The organism is Cellvibrio japonicus Ueda107 (genome assembly GCF_000019225.1).
Classification (GTDB): Bacteria; Pseudomonadota; Gammaproteobacteria; order Pseudomonadales; family Cellvibrionaceae; genus Cellvibrio; species Cellvibrio japonicus.
In genome coordinates, this window is record NC_010995.1 from 1,531,116 (window position 1) to 1,548,188 (window position 17,073).

The following is a 17,073-nucleotide window of genomic DNA, read 5'->3' on the forward strand; positions in this document are numbered from 1 at the left end:
CTGGGGGGTATTACCCTTTCAGCGGCTTGTACTTCATCCGCTGGGGTTGCGCGTTTTGGCCTTTGCGCTTGATCAGGTCATCGTGGTACTCGGTGTAATTACCCTCGAAGAAGACGATATCGGAATCGCCTTCGTAAGCGAGTATGTGGGTAGCAATACGGTCGAGGAACCAGCGGTCGTGCGAGATCACCAGGGCACAGCCGGGGAAGGCGAGGATGGCATCTTCCAGGGCGCGCAGGGTTTCGATATCGAGGTCGTTTGAGGGTTCGTCGAGCAATAACACGTTAGCGCCTTGCTTTAAGGTATTGGCCAGGTGCAAGCGGCCGCGCTCACCACCTGACAGTTCACCCACGCGTTTTTGCTGGTCGGAGCCTTTGAAGTTAAAGCGGCCGATGTAAGAGCGCGACGACACTTCGTAATTGCCGATTTTCAAAATGTCGGCACCGTCGGACACGGCTTCCCACACGGTTTTGTTGTTGTCCAGGTTATCGCGGCTTTGATCCACAAAGGCCACATTGACCGTTTCACCCACCACCACTTCACCGGAATCGGGTTTTTCGCGACCGGCGATCATACGGAAGAGGGTGGATTTACCGGCGCCGTTACCACCGATAATCCCTACCACAGCCCCCTTGGGCACGGTAAAACTCAGGTTGTCGATCAGCAGGCGATCGCCGTAGCCCTTGGACACATTGTGGAATTCGATCACCTTATCACCCAGGCGCTCGCCGGGCGGAATGTAGATCTCGTTGGTCTCGTTGCGCGCCTGGAATTCTTGCGATTGCAGTTCATCGAAGCGGGCCAAACGCGCCTTGCTCTTGGCCTGGCGACCTTTGGGATTTTGCCTCACCCACTCAAGCTCCTGCTTCAGGGCTTTTTGGTGCGCGGCTTCTGCGCGCTGCTCCTGGGCCAGGCGGGCTTCTTTTTGCTCCAGCCAACTGGAGTAGTTGCCCTCGTAGGGAATGCCGTGGCCGCGGTCCAGTTCCAAAATCCAGCCGGCGGCATTATCGAGGAAGTAGCGGTCGTGGGTGATGGCAACCACGGTGCCAGTGAATTTTTGCAGGAACTGCTCCAGCCAGAACACAGACTCGGCATCCAGGTGGTTGGTCGGCTCGTCGAGCAACAGCATATCGGGGCGCGACAGCAGCAGGCGGCAGAGCGCAACACGGCGCTTTTCACCGCCGGACAGCTTGGTCACATCGGCATCCCAGGGCGGCAGGCGCAGTGCATCGGCGGCCACCTCCAGGGTATGGTCCAGGTTGTGGGCATCCCAGGCCTGGATGATGTCTTCACATTTGGCTTGTTTTTTGGCCAGCTCGTCAAAGTCCGCATCGGGTTCGGCGTAGGCCGCGTAAATGCGATCCAGTTCGGCCAGGGCATCCACGGCTTCACGAACACCATCTTCCACATTACCGCGTACATCCTTGCCAGGGTCCAGTTGCGGCTCCTGGGGCAGGTAACCGACCTTAATACCGGGCATGGGGCGGGCTTCGCCATTAAAGTCGGTATCGACGCCGGCCATGATCTTGAGCAGGGTGGATTTACCGGAGCCGTTCAGGCCCAGGACACCGATCTTGGCGCCGGGGAAAAAGGACAGGGAAATATCTTTCAGGATTTCACGCTTGGGCGGGACTATCTTGCCCAACCGGTGCATGGTGTAAACGTATTGAGCCATGGGCTGACCTCGTAATGCAGATGGATGGTCCGGAGCTGGCCATCCTGGAAAACCGGGGATAGGTTCTGGGCGCGTACTATAAAGAAAGCGTTTCACAAGGGAAAGCGACAAGCGTCGGTATTGAGTGCGATATGCAGTTTTATCTTTTTGAAATAAAAGGGATTTTTGACACTTCGGGCCCCGTGGCCGACAGCTGCCTGAGACCACCTGGAGTGGCGCCTTATTCTTTACGCTGTTTTACTGTAAAAAGTCATAATGACAATAAGTTTCTGGTATCCTAGTATATGTGATGCTGTGGCTGGTGGAGTTTCGGGAGGCCTGGATTGCCCGGACCAGCAGCTACACTGGTGTTTCTATCAATGATAAGAATCTGATAACTATGAGCATAACAACCGAAAAACTAAGTGTGACGGAAAAGGTGGGCTACAGCCTTGGCGACCTGGCTGCTAACCTGATCTTCCAAACCCTGGTCACCTTCATCGCTTTCTTCTACACCGATGTGTACGGTATTCCCGCGGCGCAGGCGGCGGCTATTACCTTTGTCGGCGGTATCGTTGGCGCACTGTTTACCCCGGTGATGGGCATTATTGCCGACCGCACTTCAACCCGTTGGGGCAAGTTCCGGCCCTGGGTGTTATGGACGGCTATCCCCTTTGGCGGCTTGGCCCTGCTGGCCTTCAGCACACCCAACTTCGGTGAGGGGGGCAAGGTCATTTATGCCTATGCCACCTACATTTGCCTGCTGCTCATCTATTCCGCCAACAACCTGCCTTACTCCGCATTGAGCGGTGTATTAACCGGCAGCATGGCAGAGCGCAACAGTTTGTCCTCCTACCGTTTTGTGGCGGTGATGGTGGCACAGTTCATTATCCAGGTATTGCTCTTGCCGCTGGTGTTAATCCTGGGCGATGGCGACAAGGCGGTAGGTTTTGAAAAAGCCATGCTGTTTTTCTCGATTACCGGCGCCATCTTTTTCATTATTACCTTCCTGACTACCCGTGAGCGGGTGAAGCCGGTGATCGAAGCGACCAACTCGATTGCACAGGACCTGGGCGACCTTTTCCGCAATATGCCCTGGATTGTCATGCTGGTTGTCACTGTGCTGATTTTTATCACCCTGCCCTTAAAGGGCGGCATGTACATTTATTACTTCCAGAACTATTTGAGTGAAAGCCATCTTGCCAGTTTCTTGCAGGACATTGGCTTTAACGGCTTTATTGCCGGCTTGAACGCTGTATTGACCGGTATAGGTTTAACCGAATTCACCTGGCCCAAAGATGCGCCCACCTCAGCTTTCAGCCTGTTTAACGGGTGCGGCATTATTATGATGATCGTGGGGATTGGGTTCTCCAAACGCCTGGCCGATAAGTTTGGCAAGCGCAACGTGTTTGCCATTGCACTGTTTATCTCCACCGTATTTATTGCGATCTTCTATTTCTTCTCTCCGGAAAGCATCGGCATTATTTTCCTGTCGCAATTGCTGCACGGTTTTTTCTATGGCATCACCATCCCCCTGCTGTGGGCGATGATTGCGGATGTGGCTGATTATTCCGAGTGGAAAAACAATCGCCGCGCAACGGCAATCGTGTTCTCTGCCATGATCCTGGGACTAAAAGGTGGCCTGACAATCGGCAGCTCCCTGGTGGCCGGCATTCTGGCGATGTATTCCTACCAGGCAGGCTTGCCGCAGCAGGCACCGGACACCATTGCCGGTATCCAGTTGGCGGTGAGTCTCTATGCTTCCTTGCCTTTCTTCCTGGCAGTTGCCTGCATGGCGTTCTACGCCATCAACAAAAAAATGGAATTAACCATTGAGGCGGATCTTACCGCTCGTCGCCAATCGGCAGCGACGAATACCGCTTCACCTGAAAATACGTAACACAGAAAAATATTGTTTGATTGAGAGAAACGGTCATGTCTACAGAAAATGAAGTTGTTGATTACAAAGCGCTGGCGGCCAGGGCGATTTCCCAACCCCTGGTAACCCATATCTATACGGCTGACCCCTCAGCACATGTATTCAATGGCAAGGTTTACATTTATCCATCACACGATATCGATGCCGGTATCCCGTTCAATGACAACGGTGACCACTTCGGGATGGAGGACTACCATGTGTTGCGTATGGATTCCCCTGAAGGCAAGGCAGAAGACTGTGGTGTGGCACTGCATGTGAAGGATGTGCCCTGGGCAGAGCGTCAAATGTGGGCGCCGGACGCAATCACCAAAGATGGCAAGTACTACCTCTATTTCCCCGCTCGCGCCCGTGATGGACTGTTTAAAATCGGGGTTGCGATAGGTGATCAACCTGAAGGGCCTTTTGTTGCAGAGCCTGAGCCTATCGCAGGAAGCTATTCCATTGATCCTGCGGTCTTTGGCGATGATGACGGTGAGTTTTACCTGTACTTCGGCGGTATTTGGGGCGGGCAATTACAAAAATACCGCGATAACACTTACAGCGAAATCCATGAGGAGCCCACGGCCGACCAACCCGCACTGGGCGCCCGTGTAGCGCGCCTGAGTGCTGATATGAAATCCTTTGTGGAAGCTTCGCGCGAAGTGGTAATTCTGGATGAGCAGGGCCAGCCGCTATTGGCGGGCGATAACAGTCGCCGTTATTTTGAAGGTCCCTGGATGCACAAATACCAGGGCAAGTACTACCTGTCCTACTCAACCGGTGATACTCACTTCTTGTGTTATGCCACCAGTGATAATCCCTATGGGCCTTTCACCTATCAAGGGCAGATTTTGACACCGGTTGTGGGCTGGACAACACACCATTCGATCTGTGAATTCGAAGGCAAGTGGTATTTGTTTTACCACGACTCTGTCTTGTCGGAAGGGGTGACACATTTGCGTTCGGTGAAGGTGACAGAATTGCACTATGAGGCGGATGGGAAAATTAAAACGATTCATCCCTATCGTGATTAGTGTGGGGGTCGTGTTAAAAAAACAGCCGTCAGTATGCACTGACGGCTGTTTTTTTATGGGAGATTACAGCTCGCGTCCACCGCGAATTGGCCTGTCTTCACGCATGGGGCGATTATTGCTGCCGCCACTGCGATCAAATTGACGCGGAGTTGGGCTCTCGCGTTGATACGTGCGCTCAACGCGCTGTTGCTGGCTGCGATCAATACGCTCCGGTGTGCGTTCGATTCGAGGCTGCTCACGTTCAACGCGCTCTTGTGTGCGTTCTATGCGCTGTGGTTGTTGTATGTCGCGCCTGTAGCCGGATGAATTATCGCGCGGCGTAGGAGTGATATTCCCTGTGCGGTAGGTTGTTGTCTCCCGGTTGGATTCGCGTTGCAAGCGCTGTTCCGCGGGTGCTCGCTCGCTCGCGCTGTTGTTGCGATTGACCTGGCGCTGGGGGTTGTTATCCCGCCATTGTTGCGCGCTGTTATTCATGCGTTCGCGCAATTGTTCAACGCGGTTCACATTCGGCGCATGCCGCTGGGTTTCTGTGGCCTGGCCATTCTGTACCCGGCCACCGCCGCTTACACGGTCGCCTCCGGGTTGGGTGGGGGAGCTACCTGCGCGCAAGCTATCCGTTGGGCGTGTCAACGGGCGATTCAGGTTGTCATGCGGGCGCTGTCCGGTAGTGGGTTGTGCATACTGGGTGCGATACACCCGGCTGGCCTGGTAGGGCTCACGCGCGCTGTGGAAGCGTTCACGCGTATGGTTATCGTAGTAGGCTACGCCGCGTCTGTGTACCGGATTGTGGTGCCAATGGCGCGAGTTGCGGTAATGGACAATTGAACGGTTGTTGTAAAACCGGTGTGAGTGATAGTGCCGGTCAATCACAACCACACGACGATCACGCCAGTGGCAGCCGCTGAAAAAGAAGCTGGAGCCGATATAAACGCGCGGTCCCCAATAGAAACCGGACACATACACATAATTGCTGGGATAGTGCCAATAAACCGGGGGATAATCCGGCCACCACCAACTGCCATAGACCACACGTGTGTCGTACACCGGCACATAGACCACGCGCTCAACTGTCGGCTCCAGGGTGATAACACGCTCTTCACGTACCACTTTCACGTGCTCCATCTTGTCCAGGTTGCCGGACGCATAGGCTTTGTTGCGCAGCCCCTGGATGCTGTCCATGATTCGCGCTTCATCGGCCAGGAAGGCATCGCCCAGCTGCTGGGTCCAGTCGAGGTCCTCGCTCATGCGTTTCAACACATCGGGAAAGGCCACCAGGGCTTTGACACTTGGGTCCCAGTCCTGCTGTTCCACCGCATTAACGACGGCATCGCCACTGAGCTGTTTGTTGTTGCGCACCCAGCGGTCTGCCTGAATCACTTCCAGTGGATAGGTGGATGCAATAAGGATGTGTGAAAGGAGTGTATCCGGATAGAGGGCGATAGGTGCCAATAACGAATCCAACTGCGCCTGGCTGAAGGAGGCCTGCTCCTGGCTATAGGCAGGGCTTGTGTTTGATTGCGCCTGGACACAACCGCTAAACAGCGGCAGTAGCAGCGAAAACACCAGGGTGAGTTTGAGGCTGGGGTTCATAGGTCACGCTCACGGAAGAAAAAGGCACTAAGCCGTATGACAACACTTATAGGCGTATTGCTCTTAACTTGGGCTGAATAGTTATTGATCGGTTGCTGGTAACGCCAGGGCTGGCTTGACTAATCATCCAACCCCTTGATAATGGCGCCTCATTAACGCGATGCAGGATTCGAGACAGGCGCATGATCGAGGTGAATTTCCAACTAAAAGGCAGTGCCGTTACCGTAGTGGTACTGGCCATCACCCGCTACCAACCCGAGAGCCTGGGTGTCCAGTTGCAGGAGAAAATCGACCAGGCTCCACAATTCTTCGAAAACTCCCCGGTATTGATCAATCTGGATCGCCTTGAAAATCCTGAAGACCTTCCCTCCATCCAGGAACTTCTCCACATTTGCCGCCAACTTGAACTCCAGCCACTGGGCTTTAGCGGTGTTCCTGAGGTATTGTTGCCCTCTGTCCAGGCCACGGGCCTGGCTATCCTGCCAACACCCAATGAGCGTGCGCTCAAGCTCCCTCAAAAAGCGCCTGATGTGCAGGTTGAAACAGTGGTAGAGCGGGTGGTGGAAACCGTGGTGGAAGAGCGCCTGGTCCAGCGCCAGAGCCGTGTCATTACTCGCCCGGTGCGCTCAGGCCAGCAAATTTATGCCGAAGGTGCGGACTTGATTGTGCTGGCGCAAGTCAGCGAAGGGGCAGAGGTTTTGGCCGATGGCCATATACATGTTTATGGCACTTTGCGCGGCCGCGCCCTGGCCGGTGTGAAAGGTGATGAAAGTGCGCGAATTTTTTGCCAGCAACTGGAGGCCGAACTGGTCTCTATTGCCGGTAACTTTGTGTTGCAGGATTCCCTGCCCAAAGCCTTATTAAAAAAACCAGCCCAGGTTTCCCTCAGTGGTGACAAGGTCACTGTTGAGGCGCTGGTCAACCACTAATACTGACTTATATTTTTTTAAGGAGCCTCCCTTGGCCAGAATCATCGTTGTTACTTCCGGAAAAGGTGGTGTAGGCAAAACTACCACCAGTGCAGCTATCAGTACCGGTTTGGCCCTGCGCGGCCACAAAACGGTGGTGATTGATTTTGATGTTGGCTTGCGTAACCTCGACCTGATTATGGGATGCGAGCGCCGTGTGGTGTACGACTTTGTGAATGTGATCAAAGGCGAGTCCACCCTGAACCAGGCATTGATTAAAGATAAGCGGGTAGAGGGACTCTATATCCTCCCGGCATCACAAACGCGCGATAAGGATGCGCTGAGTAGGGAGGGTGTTGAAAAAGTCATTAATGAATTGGCAAAAGACTTTGAATACATCGTCTGTGATTCACCGGCGGGTATTGAGCAGGGCGCATTGATGGCACTGTACTTTGCCGATGAAGCTATTGTGGTTACCAACCCGGAAGTGTCTTCGGTGCGCGACTCGGATCGTATCCTGGGAATATTGCAAAGCAAATCCCGCCGTGCAGAACAGAGCCAGGAGCCAATCAGGGAGCACTTACTGCTGACTCGCTATAACCCTTCGCGTGTGGAAGCGGGCGAGATGTTAAGTGTCAATGATGTGGAGGAAATCCTCGCTATCAAACTGCTGGGTGTTATTCCTGAGTCCGAAGCGGTGCTAAAGGCATCCAATGCGGGAGTGCCGGTTATCCTTGATGAGGCAACCCCGGCCGGCCAAGCCTATAATGATGCAGTAGATCGCCTGCTTGGTAAGGATGTCGCCCATCGTTTCCTGGAAGCTGAAAAGAAAAGTTTCCTCAAGCGTCTGCTGGGAGGTAAATAGTGAGCATCTTTGATTATTTTCGCGCAAAGCGTGCGCCGACATCGGCCTCGCTGGCGAAAGAGCGCCTGCAAATCATTGTTGCACATGAGCGCAACAAACGCAGTTTGCAGCAACCGGATTACCTGCCGCAAATGCGCGAGGAAATTATCGCGGTGATTCGCAAATATATTCCGATTGATTCCAGCCAGGTCAGTGTGAATGTCGACAACAGTGAAAACTGTTCCGTACTGGAATTGAATATTACCCTGCCGGACTAAGTGCTATGGCTGCATACCGATTTGCAGCACTCAGGTTAAAAAGGATGCTCTGCCTAGGCGGGGCATCCTTTTTTTGTTGGCTGTTGTTAAGTTCACTCTTGTCAGGTTGTGGTTACCTGATCCAACCCAGGGTAACGACAGGCATGGTTAACCTGGAGAAAGGGAGTTACCAGTTAGATGTCAGCCATACCAGCGTACTGTTTAAAGTGGGCCACATGAACTTATCGACTTTTGTGGGGCGCTTTAACCAGAGCGATGCACAGCTTGAGTTCGACCCGGAACATATAGCAGCCGCCAAATTGAAAGCCTGGGTTGATATCAACAGCATCGATGTTAATAACGCGGAATTGGAAGCGCAGTTGCGTGATTCCAGTTGGTTTGATGCCACTCGTTATCCCCAGGCCTTGTTTACCACTACCCGTGTGCAAGTGATCGATGCTAACTCAGCCGATTTCACCGGCGAGCTTACCTTGCGTGGTATTACCCAACCGGTAGTGCTGCATGTCACCTTTAATGGTGGAGGTTACAGTCTGTTAAGTGGTGGTTATGTATTGGGATTTAATGCCAGGGCACGCATTCAGCGCTCCCGTTTTGGGATGAACTATCTGGTGCCTGCTGTAGGCGATTGGGTAGATATAGAAATTTATGCCGAGTTTAAACAGCAATAACTGCATGGAGTCTTCATGATGGTGAACAGCTTTTTGGTGGGTGGTAATGGTTCGCAGCAGGTTGCCCTTAACCTGCGTATGGGCAATCGCCACGGTTTGATTGCCGGCGCTACAGGTACCGGTAAAACGGTTAGCTTACAGGTGTTGGCCGAGGGGTTTGCCAAGGCGGGTGTACCGGTGTTTATGGCGGATATTAAAGGTGATCTTTCCGGCCTTGCCAAAGCGGGTAAGCCGCACCCCAAGGTGGATGAGCGCATTGCCACTATTGGCATCAGCGATTACCAGCAGCGGCCCTTGCCCTGTGTTTTTTGGGATTTGTTTGGTCAACAGGGACACCCGGTGCGCACGACGATTTCTGATTTTGGCCCGCTGTTGCTCGCCAATTATTTCGAGTTGAATGAAACCCAGATGGCTGTGCTTTATGCGGCTTTTAAAATTGCCGATGACCAGGGCTTGTTAATGCTGGACCTGAAGGATTTGCAAGCCATGCTCAACTGGATGAAGGGTGAGCGCAAGCAATTGGAAAATGACTATGGCGGTATCAGTGAGGCGAGTATTGCCGCAATCCAACGCCGCCTGATGTTATTGGAACAGCAAGGGGCTGATCAGTTTTTTGGTGAGCCTGCACTGGACTTGCAGCATTTGATGCAGGTGTCGCTGGATGGCACCGGCGTTATCAATATCCTCGATGCCACAACACTGGTTAACCAACCGCGGCTCTACGCCATTTTCCTGTTGTGGCTGATCGCCGAATTATTTGAAAACCTGCCTGAGCAGGGTGATGCTGATAAACCCAGGATGGTGTTCTTTTTTGACGAGGCCCATTTGCTGTTTAACGATGCACCCAAATTGCTGCTCGATAAAATCGAACAGGTGGTGCGCCTGATTCGCTCCAAGGGAGTGGGTATTTATTTTATATCGCAAAGCCCGGCAGATATTCCCGATGCGGTATTGGGGCAGTTGGGCAATCGTGTGCAACACGCGCTGCGCGCCTTTACCCCCAAAGACCAAAAAGCGGTGAAAGTTGCCGCGCAAACCTTTCGTGCAAATCCGGCATTTTCTACCGAGGCGGCAATTACCGAATTGGGTATTGGCGAAGCACTGGTGTCGGTGCTGGATGATAAAGGTACACCCACCCCGGTGGAGCGGGTGTTGATTGCGCCACCCGGCTCGCGCATAGGCCCGCTAACCGCCGAGGAGCGCAGCGACGTGATTGCCCGCTCGCCTTACAAGAGTATTTACGCCCAGGGTATTGACCGCGAATCAGCTTACGAGGTGCTTAAGCAGCGCTTGACCTTGCAGGAGCAACAGGCCGTTGCCCAGGCACAGCAGGTCGAACAGGAAAAACGCCAGGCGCAATGGGGCAAGGAGCAGGAGCGTATTTTGCGCGAGCAACAGAAACAGCAGGAGCGCATTGCCCGCGAACAGGAGCGCGCCGCGGCCAAGCGCGCATCTACCGTGGATGCTTTTGCCAAAAGTGCTGCGCGTGCGGTGGGTTCCAGTTTGGGGCGACAAATCGTGCGTGGGCTTTTGGGATCGCTATTGGGTGGCAAGCGTTAGCCTTGGAAGAAAATAAAACCCCCGCATTATCGCCGGGGGTTTTTATGGGAGCTAACAGGCCTGGGTGCCTAGCGCTTGGGTTTTCCCGCCGGTTTATGTGGGTTGGATTTGCCTGGTGCCTTTTCCGGCGTTTTCCCTCGGGTTTTATGGCCCGCTAATTCCGCATTGTATTTTTTTGCACTTTCAAATTTATCGCCAAAGGCTTTGTTAACGACTTTTGCACCAGCCGCTTTTTGTGGCGCTGTGCGTGCCGCGGGTTTATTGCCCCAGCTGTTGCCACCGCGAGAATTACCGCGGGCCGGTGTTGGATCCGTCGCCGGAATCAGGGCTGAGGCGCTGTCGCCAATCAAATGGCTTTTGCGCATGTCTTTTAATGCCTGGCGAATCATCGGCCAGCCGGCCGGATCGTGGTAGCGCAGCAGGGCTTTTTGCAGGCGGCGTTGGTCCAGGCCGCGGGGAATAGGCAGTTTGGTACTTTTATAACTGAGTTTTTTCAGCGGGTTGCGCTCGGAAAAATACATGGCGGTGGCGAGTGACATGGGCGACGGGTAGAAGGTTTGCACCTGGTCTACCTGGAAATTATTTTTCTTTAGCCAGAGCGCCATGTTCACCATGTCTTCATCGCGGGTGCCCGGGTGGGCGGCAATAAAATAGGGAATGAGATACTGCTTTTTACCCGCCTCTTTGGAAAATTTATCGAACATTTTTTTGAAGTCGTAGTAGCTGGTCATCTTCGGCTTCATCATCTGTGCCAGTACATTGTCTTCGGTGTGCTCGGGGGCAATTTTTAAATAACCGCCCACGTGGTGGGTAACCAGCTCCTTCACATATTCCGGGTCTTGCACCGCCAGGTCGTACCTGAGGCCCGAGGCGATGGAAATAGTGTGCACGCCTTTCAGGGCGCGCGCCTTGCGGTAGAGTTCGGTGGTGTGCTTGTGACTGGTGGTCAGGTTTTTACAAATCGTCGGGTGCACACAGGACAGGCGGCGGCATTTGCTGAGTGTGGGCATGTCCTTGCAGGTCAGGCGATACATGTTAGCGGTGGGGCCACCCAGGTCAGAAATATGGCCGGTAAAGCCGGGCACCTTATCGCGGATATGTTCAATTTCGCGCAGGATGGAATCCTGTGAGCGGCTCTGGATAATGCGCCCTTCGTGTTCGGTGATGGAGCAGAAAGTACAGCCGCCAAAACAGCCGCGCATGATATTCACCGAGGTTTTAATCATGTCGTAAGCGGGAATCTTGGCATCGCCATAACTGGGGTGGGGCACCCGCTGGTAGGGCAGGTCGAACACACTGTCCAGCTCGTCGGTTTCCAGCGGAATGGGTGGTGGGTTGATCCACACTTCGCGGTTGCCGTGGCGCTGGACCAGCGGACGCGCGTTATAGGGATTGGCCTCCTGGTGCAATACGCGCGAGGCGTGGGCGTAGAGGATGGCGTCGTTGCGCACTTTTTCAAAGGCGGGCAGGCGAATATACACCTGGTCGTCGTCGGCCAGGTCGCTGCGGTTTTGCAGCGGCATGGGAATAATGCGAATGCCCTGTTCTGCATAAGGGTCTGATGCCTTGGCAGATTCTGCGCCCTGTGCGGGGCAGCCTTGGGTTTGCAACTCATTGTTGGGGTCGATCGCGGCCATCTGCGCCGCCATTTTTTCCGGCTCCAGCTGGCGCAGACCCACTTGTGAGTTGCTGGGGTCATCGGCGATATCGACAGTGGCCTTGGTGTTGTGTTGGTAGTCGTAGGGGTTGGGCAGCTTGTCGATATTGCCTGGCCAGTCGATACGGGTGGAGTCGATTTCAGTCCAGCCGCTGGGCGGTGCCTTGCGAATAATCGCCGTGCCGCGAATATCGGTTAATTCTGCCATCTCTTTTCCGGCTGCCAGGGCGTGGGCCACTTCGGCCAGGGCGCGCTCGGCGTTGCCATACAGCAGTATGTCGGCGGTGGAATCGATCAATACCGAGCGGCGCACCTCGCTGCTCCAGTAGTCGTATTGGGCGATGCGGCGCAGGCTGGCTTCTATGCCGCCGATCACAATCGGCACGTCTTTGTAGGCTTCCTTACAGCGCTGGCTATACACGGTTACGGCGCGGTCGGGGCGTTTGCCGCCCAGGCCTCCGGGAGTATAGGCGTCGTCGGAGCGCATGCGCAGGTCGGCGGTGTAACGGTTGATCATGGAATCCATATTGCCCGCACTTACCCCGAAAAACAGGTTGGGTTTGCCGAGGGCTTTAAAGGGTTCGGCGCTGCGCCAGTCGGGCTGGGCGATAATCCCTACGCGAAACCCCTGGGATTCCAGGTAGCGGCCAATCACGGCCATGCCAAAACTGGGATGGTCTACATAGGCGTCGCCACACACGATGATAATGTCGCAACTGTCCCAGCCAAGTTTGTCCATCTCCGCCCGGCTCATGGGCAGGAAGGGCGCTGGCCCGAAGCATTCAGCCCAGTAGCGTGGGTACTCGAACAGGTGTGGAGCGGTATTTTTGCTGGCGAACTGAGGATGGCTATTCATAAACAGGTTTGGCTGAAAAAAGGTGGGCTATTGTCCCAGAAAAACACCAGGGCGCACAGTGCAAAAAATAAACAGGCAGCTTTTGCTCTGGCGAGGGGTTTAGGCGGGTATTTGTGTGATCTGTGGGTGGGTCTGTTCCAGGCTTGTGCGAATTCTGGCCACGTACTGGCGGTATTTCACCGGAAAAAACGCCTGGATGCTGAAATTGTCGCCATCAAAAATAAGCAGGTGGCGGTGGTAGCGCAGCTGTTGTACCCGGCTTAGTTCAATAACTTGCAGGCGCTGGCTGGCGCGGAAGGAAAAGCGAACATGGCTGGGGGTGAGTTCCAGCACCAGGGCCTCTTCCGACCAGCGTTTGGCAAAGGCCCAACCGGCCCAGATGCCCAATAGCAGCAGTGCCGTTATCAGGGCGCGGGTCAATTCGGAGTTCTGGGTAGAGAAAAATACCAGCCAGATGGCATAGCTGCCGAGCCAAAATACACGAAACCAGTGAAAGCCCTTGTGCTTAACGGTATCCAGGCGTGGCTCTGTAACGCGGAAGATCTCGTCACCACTCATTGGTGGCCCGCTCGCAGCAAGTCTTCGTAACCCCCTTCGTTAGTCGCCTGGGTAAAGCCCAGGGCCTGCAGGGTTTCCTGGGCAATACCGGAGCGGCGGCCAGTGCGGCAATAAAGGCGGATACGGGCGTTTTTATCGCTGGTCACTTCGGAAATGCGCGCTGCGATTTCCTCGTAAGGGATCAGGATAGCCCCGTGCAGGTGGCCTGCGTTGTATTCGTCCGGAGTGCGGACATCGATCCAGATTTCATTTGCCATAACCAGGGTACTCACCATCAGTAACAACATGCCGATAAGGCGGGAAAAGGCGCGCAGCATAACAACCTCACACAGTGATTGGCCAGTGATCAGCTTAAATGAAAACGCCCGCAGCAGTGCGGGCGTTTGAGGGAGGAACAGCGAACGATTTACGCATTGGCCAGGAGGCGATCGTACTTGCGGCTGAGCATATCGTAGAACTGTTCACGCACCTGGATGATGGCAGATTTAAGCGCAGTGATTTGCTCCGGCGTAATATCCTGGCGGCCGACGTACACCTGTTTGCGATAGACCGCAATCTTGGCGCCGTACAAGCGCAGGCTGCGCTCCAGGTTTTTCTCGCCCAGCATCAGTAGCTTTGCCTCGGCTTCCGCCAATTTTTTGAACTCGGCAACCAGCTCGTTATTGACCAGATCCAATTCCTGGCGCCGGGCCTGGGGCCAGCGCTCGCCAAACTGGATGGACTCCACGACCAGTGACGAATATTTGGCGAAAATATGGGTCACTGTCCCTACCTGTGACGATACTTCCTCCAGGATTTGCAAACGGCGGTTATCACGTTGGCTGCTTTGCTGTATCTGGGCGCTGCGACGCAGGATCAGCCAGGCGCTTAAACCCGCAATTATTGCACCCAAACCCATTTTGAGGGGGGTATCGGTCAGTTGGATCAGGGTATCTAAGTCCATGGGAACCTCGCTGTCAGAAAAACGTCATGGGTTGCTTATGACAGGGATTGAGCAAGAAGCAGGCCAGTATCTACGACTTTTCTCCCGGTTCCAGGTTGGGCAAGAGTGCTGTAAAAATCCCCAGCAGTGGCAAATAGCGGAGGCACTGCGCCGCTTGGGTCGGGGTGAGAGCATTGCATGTATCTTCGATGCCCTTGGCTATGCCAATCCCAGTGCTTTTTCAGCCATGTTCAAACGTAGTGCCCAACCAATACCTGAATCACCGCCACATCGACCAATAGGGACTAATGTGGGTATTGGCGATATTGCTTGAGTGGGGCCAACAGGCCTTCCAAGCCATTCAGGCGGATTTCGTACATAAGCGCGAGCAATTGCCCCAGCTTGCCCTTGGGGAAACCCTCGCGCGCCATCCACACCAAATAGTGTTCAGGGATATCGGCAACCACGTGGCCGGCATACTTGCCATAGGGCATGACGGTAGTGACCAGCTCTTTTAGCAGGGAGGGATCAAAGGGAAAATCTTCCACACTCAACCACCTGCCAGCTTGACGGTAAAACCGCGCTTTTCCAGCTCGGCCTTGACCTTGTCACGCTGGTCGCCCTGGATTTCGATGACGCCATCCTTTACCGCCCCACCCACGCCGCAGGTAACCTTCAAGGCCTTGGCCAGTTCTTTCAGCTTGGCGTCTTCCAGCAGCACACCGCTGATCGTGGTAACGCCCTTGCCATTGCGCCCGGCCGTTTCACGGCGAATACGCACTACACCATCCCCCTGGGGGATGGCCGGCGTCGGCTTATCTTCTTTGATACGGCCGGTCTCGGTGGAATAGACCAATCGGGAGTTTTTGTTATCGCCCATAGATACCTCACTCAATTAAGCGCCTAATTCTAACCCTGCAGGCTGCTAGAATGCGCGCCAGCTTTTCAGATAGAGAGAATCCTATGCAGATCAATGGCCAATGGTCCCCCAGGTGGCAGCCTTTAGTAGATGCCTTTGCTGCTAACTTCAGCCAGGGTGAAGAAGGGGCCGGGGTGGCGCTTTACCATCGCGGTGAGTTGGTAGTGAATCTCTGGGCGGGGGTGCGTAGCAATAAACTTGCGGGAATTGAGCGGGAACCCTGGTGCGAGGACACCCTGGTCAATGTGTTTTCCAGCGGCAAAGGTCTGGTAGCGCTGTGTGTGTTGCAGTTAGTGGCGGAGGGAAAACTGGTGCTGGAGCAACCGGTTGTTGAACTCTGGCCGGAATTTGCCCAAGCGGGCAAAGGCGATATCACCCTGCGCCAGCTGTTGTGCCATCGCAGTGGCTTGTCGGCGTTCCACGCCCATATCGCCAACGGGCAGATTTTTGATTGGGATGCTATTAGCAGCGCGGTTGCAGCCGAGTCGCCCTGGTGGCAGCCGGATGAAGGCCAGGGATATTCTCCCTTTATGTATGGCTGGATGCTGGGGGAGTTGGTTAAACGTGCCAGTGGTTATGCCAGCTTTAACCACTACCTCCAGGCCAGGGTAGCCCAGCCCCTGGGCGTGAATTGCCATGTGGGGGTGCCTGATGAACTGCTGGCGACGATTGCCGATACCGGGCCGCTCAAACGTCCGACGGGCTTGCCGGTACAGTCCAACGGCGCCGACAGTATTGCCCTGGGCAAGATTATGAAGGCCGATCCGCGTGGGGTGACCAATCGCGCTTTTTCCAATCCTATTACCCTGATGACAGCGACCAATACCCGGGAGTGGCGCCAGGCGCAAATTCCCGCTGCGAATGCCCATACGACAGCGGCGGCCCTGGCGCGTATCTACGGGGCTTTGGCCAATGCTGGAGAAGGGTTGCTGGACAGTGCACACTTGCCGTTATGCTGGCAGCAACAGACGTTTGAGCAGGATCGGGTACTGGGGCTGCCGCTGCGTTTCGGCTGTGGTTTTATGTTGTCCCAGGCAGCGCGTGCCGATTGCCGTTACGGGCGCGGTGCCCGCGGTTTTGGCCATCCCGGGGCAGGGGGTAGCCTGGGTTTTGCCGACCCGGATTACCAACTGGGATTTGGCTATGTCACGGCGCGTATGGGGCAGGGTTTATTAATTGATGAACGGGCAGTGCGCATGGTGGATGCTGCCTACCAGGTATTGGAGGCACAATAATGTCTGATCTCGAAGCGATGGTGATTGACCTGCAAACCCGGGTTACCTTTCAGGAAGATGCACTCAACCAGCTGAATGATGTGGTAACGCGCCAGGATGCGGAAATGTTGCTGTTGCGTGAACAACTGCGGATGTTGGCCGAGCGTTTGGCTGATTTTATGCGGCAGCCTTCTGCCGGGGCTGGGAGTCCGATGGATGAGCGGCCACCACACTATTGATGCCGGTAATTTGATCGTCCAATCGTAAGGTCGGCTAACTCGTATACAGGAAAATGACACAAAAATGCTCAAAATGGCGTATTGGTTCACGTTTTTCCAAATAAGATGAATTATCTGACACTGCCGGTTTGCGCGGAGGGATTCTTGGCTACACTTTGAGTTCGACTAGCTTTTGTGAGTAATTCGACCCTATGCGTCCATCGAATTCACCAGGGAGTCCGGCCGAACCGTCTGGCGTATTCGCAATTTTAGGC

Annotated in this window: 18 protein-coding genes; 10 read left to right on the forward strand and 8 right to left on the reverse strand. The window is 54.5% G+C overall.

Annotated elements, in window-relative coordinates:
- Positions 1–10: 10 nt before the first annotated feature.
- Positions 11–1,675: an energy-dependent translational throttle protein EttA gene (gene ettA / locus CJA_RS06450; protein WP_041551211.1), complete on the reverse strand. Its 1,665-nt coding sequence runs from the start codon at positions 1,673–1,675 to the stop codon at positions 11–13.
- Between the two features lie 379 nt (positions 1,676–2,054).
- Here ettA and CJA_RS06455 point away from each other — a divergent pair, with 379 nt between their 5' ends.
- Both CJA_RS06455 and CJA_RS06460 read left to right on the forward strand, forming a co-directional pair.
- Positions 2,055–3,554 (forward strand): MFS transporter, encoded by a 1,500-nt coding sequence (locus tag CJA_RS06455; RefSeq protein WP_041552063.1) that lies wholly within the window; start codon positions 2,055–2,057, stop codon positions 3,552–3,554.
- Positions 3,555–3,589: 35 nt separating this feature from the next.
- Entirely contained in the window at positions 3,590–4,606 is a 1,017-nt protein-coding gene (locus tag CJA_RS06460) for a glycoside hydrolase family 43 protein (protein ID WP_012486952.1), read from the forward strand.
- Between the two features lie 63 nt (positions 4,607–4,669).
- Here the strand turns inward: CJA_RS06460 and CJA_RS06465 are convergent, their stop codons facing one another.
- Complete coding sequence (locus tag CJA_RS06465) at positions 4,670–6,196, reverse strand: DUF3300 domain-containing protein (protein WP_012486953.1); 1,527 nt, start codon at positions 6,194–6,196, stop codon at positions 4,670–4,672.
- A 182-nt stretch (positions 6,197–6,378) separates the two neighbouring features.
- Here CJA_RS06465 and minC point away from each other — a divergent pair, with 182 nt between their 5' ends.
- The 5 genes from minC to CJA_RS06490 are packed head-to-tail and all read left to right on the forward strand — an operon-like array spanning position 6,379 to position 10,454.
- Entirely contained in the window at positions 6,379–7,125 is a 747-nt protein-coding gene (gene minC, locus CJA_RS06470; RefSeq protein WP_012486954.1) for a septum site-determining protein MinC, read from the forward strand.
- 31 nt (positions 7,126–7,156) lie between these two features.
- The gene (gene minD / locus CJA_RS06475) at positions 7,157–7,969 is read left to right on the forward strand and encodes a septum site-determining protein MinD (protein ID WP_012486955.1); all 813 of its coding nucleotides are present in this window, start codon (positions 7,157–7,159) and stop codon (positions 7,967–7,969) included.
- On the forward strand, positions 7,969–8,226 hold the full coding sequence (minE, locus tag CJA_RS06480) for a cell division topological specificity factor MinE (RefSeq protein ID WP_012486956.1): 258 nt from the start codon (positions 7,969–7,971) through the stop codon (positions 8,224–8,226). Before minD ends, minE begins: the two co-directional genes overlap by 1 nt.
- A gap of 44 nt (positions 8,227–8,270) precedes the next feature.
- Positions 8,271–8,894, forward strand: coding sequence for a YceI family protein (locus tag CJA_RS06485; protein ID WP_041551213.1), 624 nt, complete (start codon positions 8,271–8,273; stop codon positions 8,892–8,894).
- A gap of 15 nt (positions 8,895–8,909) precedes the next feature.
- The gene (locus CJA_RS06490; RefSeq protein WP_238526835.1) at positions 8,910–10,454 is read left to right on the forward strand and encodes a helicase HerA-like domain-containing protein; all 1,545 of its coding nucleotides are present in this window, start codon (positions 8,910–8,912) and stop codon (positions 10,452–10,454) included.
- 68 nt (positions 10,455–10,522) lie between these two features.
- Here the strand turns inward: CJA_RS06490 and CJA_RS06495 are convergent, their stop codons facing one another.
- The 4 genes from CJA_RS06495 to CJA_RS06510 all read right to left on the reverse strand — a co-directional run bounded on the left by CJA_RS06495 (position 10,523) and on the right by CJA_RS06510 (position 14,468).
- Entirely contained in the window at positions 10,523–12,967 is a 2,445-nt protein-coding gene (locus tag CJA_RS06495) for a YgiQ family radical SAM protein (protein ID WP_012486959.1), read from the reverse strand.
- A 99-nt stretch (positions 12,968–13,066) separates the two neighbouring features.
- Positions 13,067–13,525, reverse strand: coding sequence for a hypothetical protein (locus CJA_RS06500; RefSeq protein WP_012486960.1), 459 nt, complete (start codon positions 13,523–13,525; stop codon positions 13,067–13,069).
- Positions 13,522–13,842, reverse strand: a complete 321-nt coding sequence (locus tag CJA_RS06505) for a rhodanese-like domain-containing protein (protein WP_012486961.1) — start codon at positions 13,840–13,842, stop codon at positions 13,522–13,524. The genes CJA_RS06500 and CJA_RS06505 overlap by 4 nt, the downstream gene beginning before the upstream one ends.
- A gap of 89 nt (positions 13,843–13,931) precedes the next feature.
- A complete protein-coding gene (locus tag CJA_RS06510) occupies positions 13,932–14,468 on the reverse strand; it encodes a hypothetical protein (protein ID WP_012486962.1) in 537 nt (178 codons plus the stop codon).
- Here CJA_RS06510 and CJA_RS19320 point away from each other — a divergent pair.
- Positions 14,467–14,781, forward strand: a complete 315-nt coding sequence (locus tag CJA_RS19320; protein ID WP_148208817.1) for a helix-turn-helix transcriptional regulator — start codon at positions 14,467–14,469, stop codon at positions 14,779–14,781. The genes CJA_RS06510 and CJA_RS19320 overlap by 2 nt on opposite strands.
- On the opposite strand, the gene CJA_RS06515 is transcribed toward CJA_RS19320, so the two are convergent.
- Together CJA_RS06515 and yciH are read right to left on the reverse strand one after the other, a co-directional pair.
- Positions 14,753–14,995, reverse strand: a complete 243-nt coding sequence (locus tag CJA_RS06515) for a DUF3820 family protein (RefSeq protein ID WP_012486963.1) — start codon at positions 14,993–14,995, stop codon at positions 14,753–14,755. The genes CJA_RS19320 and CJA_RS06515 overlap by 29 nt on opposite strands.
- A gap of 2 nt (positions 14,996–14,997) precedes the next feature.
- Positions 14,998–15,327 carry a stress response translation initiation inhibitor YciH gene (gene yciH / locus CJA_RS06520; RefSeq protein ID WP_012486964.1) on the reverse strand — a complete coding sequence of 110 codons (330 nt, stop codon included), beginning with the start codon at positions 15,325–15,327 and terminating at the stop codon, positions 14,998–15,000.
- Between the two features lie 50 nt (positions 15,328–15,377).
- Between yciH and CJA_RS06525 the strand changes: the two genes are divergently transcribed.
- Both CJA_RS06525 and CJA_RS06530 read left to right on the forward strand, forming a co-directional pair.
- Positions 15,378–16,601 (forward strand): serine hydrolase domain-containing protein, encoded by a 1,224-nt coding sequence (locus CJA_RS06525; protein ID WP_148208818.1) that lies wholly within the window; start codon positions 15,378–15,380, stop codon positions 16,599–16,601.
- Positions 16,601–16,819 carry a SlyX family protein gene (locus CJA_RS06530; protein WP_012486966.1) on the forward strand — a complete coding sequence of 73 codons (219 nt, stop codon included), beginning with the start codon at positions 16,601–16,603 and terminating at the stop codon, positions 16,817–16,819. The genes CJA_RS06525 and CJA_RS06530 overlap by 1 nt, the downstream gene beginning before the upstream one ends.
- The last annotated feature ends 254 nt before the right edge of the window (positions 16,820–17,073 follow it).

Excerpts from the sequence above, each read along its gene's own strand:
- ettA (WP_041551211.1), bottom strand. The coding sequence starts at position 1,675 with ATGGCTCAATACGTTTACACCATGCACCGGTTGGGCAAGATAGTCCCG.
- CJA_RS06455 (WP_041552063.1), top strand. The coding sequence starts at position 2,055 with ATGAGCATAACAACCGAAAAACTAAGTGTGACGGAAAAGGTGGGCTAC.
- CJA_RS06460 (WP_012486952.1), top strand. The coding sequence starts at position 3,590 with ATGTCTACAGAAAATGAAGTTGTTGATTACAAAGCGCTGGCGGCCAGG.
- CJA_RS06465 (WP_012486953.1), bottom strand. The coding sequence starts at position 6,196 with ATGAACCCCAGCCTCAAACTCACCCTGGTGTTTTCGCTGCTACTGCCG.
- minC (WP_012486954.1), top strand. The coding sequence starts at position 6,379 with ATGATCGAGGTGAATTTCCAACTAAAAGGCAGTGCCGTTACCGTAGTG.
- CJA_RS06485 (WP_041551213.1), top strand. The coding sequence starts at position 8,271 with ATGCTCTGCCTAGGCGGGGCATCCTTTTTTTGTTGGCTGTTGTTAAGT.
- CJA_RS06490 (WP_238526835.1), top strand. The coding sequence starts at position 8,910 with ATGATGGTGAACAGCTTTTTGGTGGGTGGTAATGGTTCGCAGCAGGTT.
- CJA_RS06495 (WP_012486959.1), bottom strand. The coding sequence starts at position 12,967 with ATGAATAGCCATCCTCAGTTCGCCAGCAAAAATACCGCTCCACACCTG.
- CJA_RS06500 (WP_012486960.1), bottom strand. The coding sequence starts at position 13,525 with ATGAGTGGTGACGAGATCTTCCGCGTTACAGAGCCACGCCTGGATACC.
- CJA_RS06505 (WP_012486961.1), bottom strand. The coding sequence starts at position 13,842 with ATGCTGCGCGCCTTTTCCCGCCTTATCGGCATGTTGTTACTGATGGTG.
- CJA_RS19320 (WP_148208817.1), top strand. The coding sequence starts at position 14,467 with ATGGGAACCTCGCTGTCAGAAAAACGTCATGGGTTGCTTATGACAGGG.
- CJA_RS06510 (WP_012486962.1), bottom strand. The coding sequence starts at position 14,468 with ATGGACTTAGATACCCTGATCCAACTGACCGATACCCCCCTCAAAATG.
- yciH (WP_012486964.1), bottom strand. The coding sequence starts at position 15,327 with ATGGGCGATAACAAAAACTCCCGATTGGTCTATTCCACCGAGACCGGC.
- CJA_RS06525 (WP_148208818.1), top strand. The coding sequence starts at position 15,378 with ATGCGCGCCAGCTTTTCAGATAGAGAGAATCCTATGCAGATCAATGGC.
- CJA_RS06530 (WP_012486966.1), top strand. The coding sequence starts at position 16,601 with ATGTCTGATCTCGAAGCGATGGTGATTGACCTGCAAACCCGGGTTACC.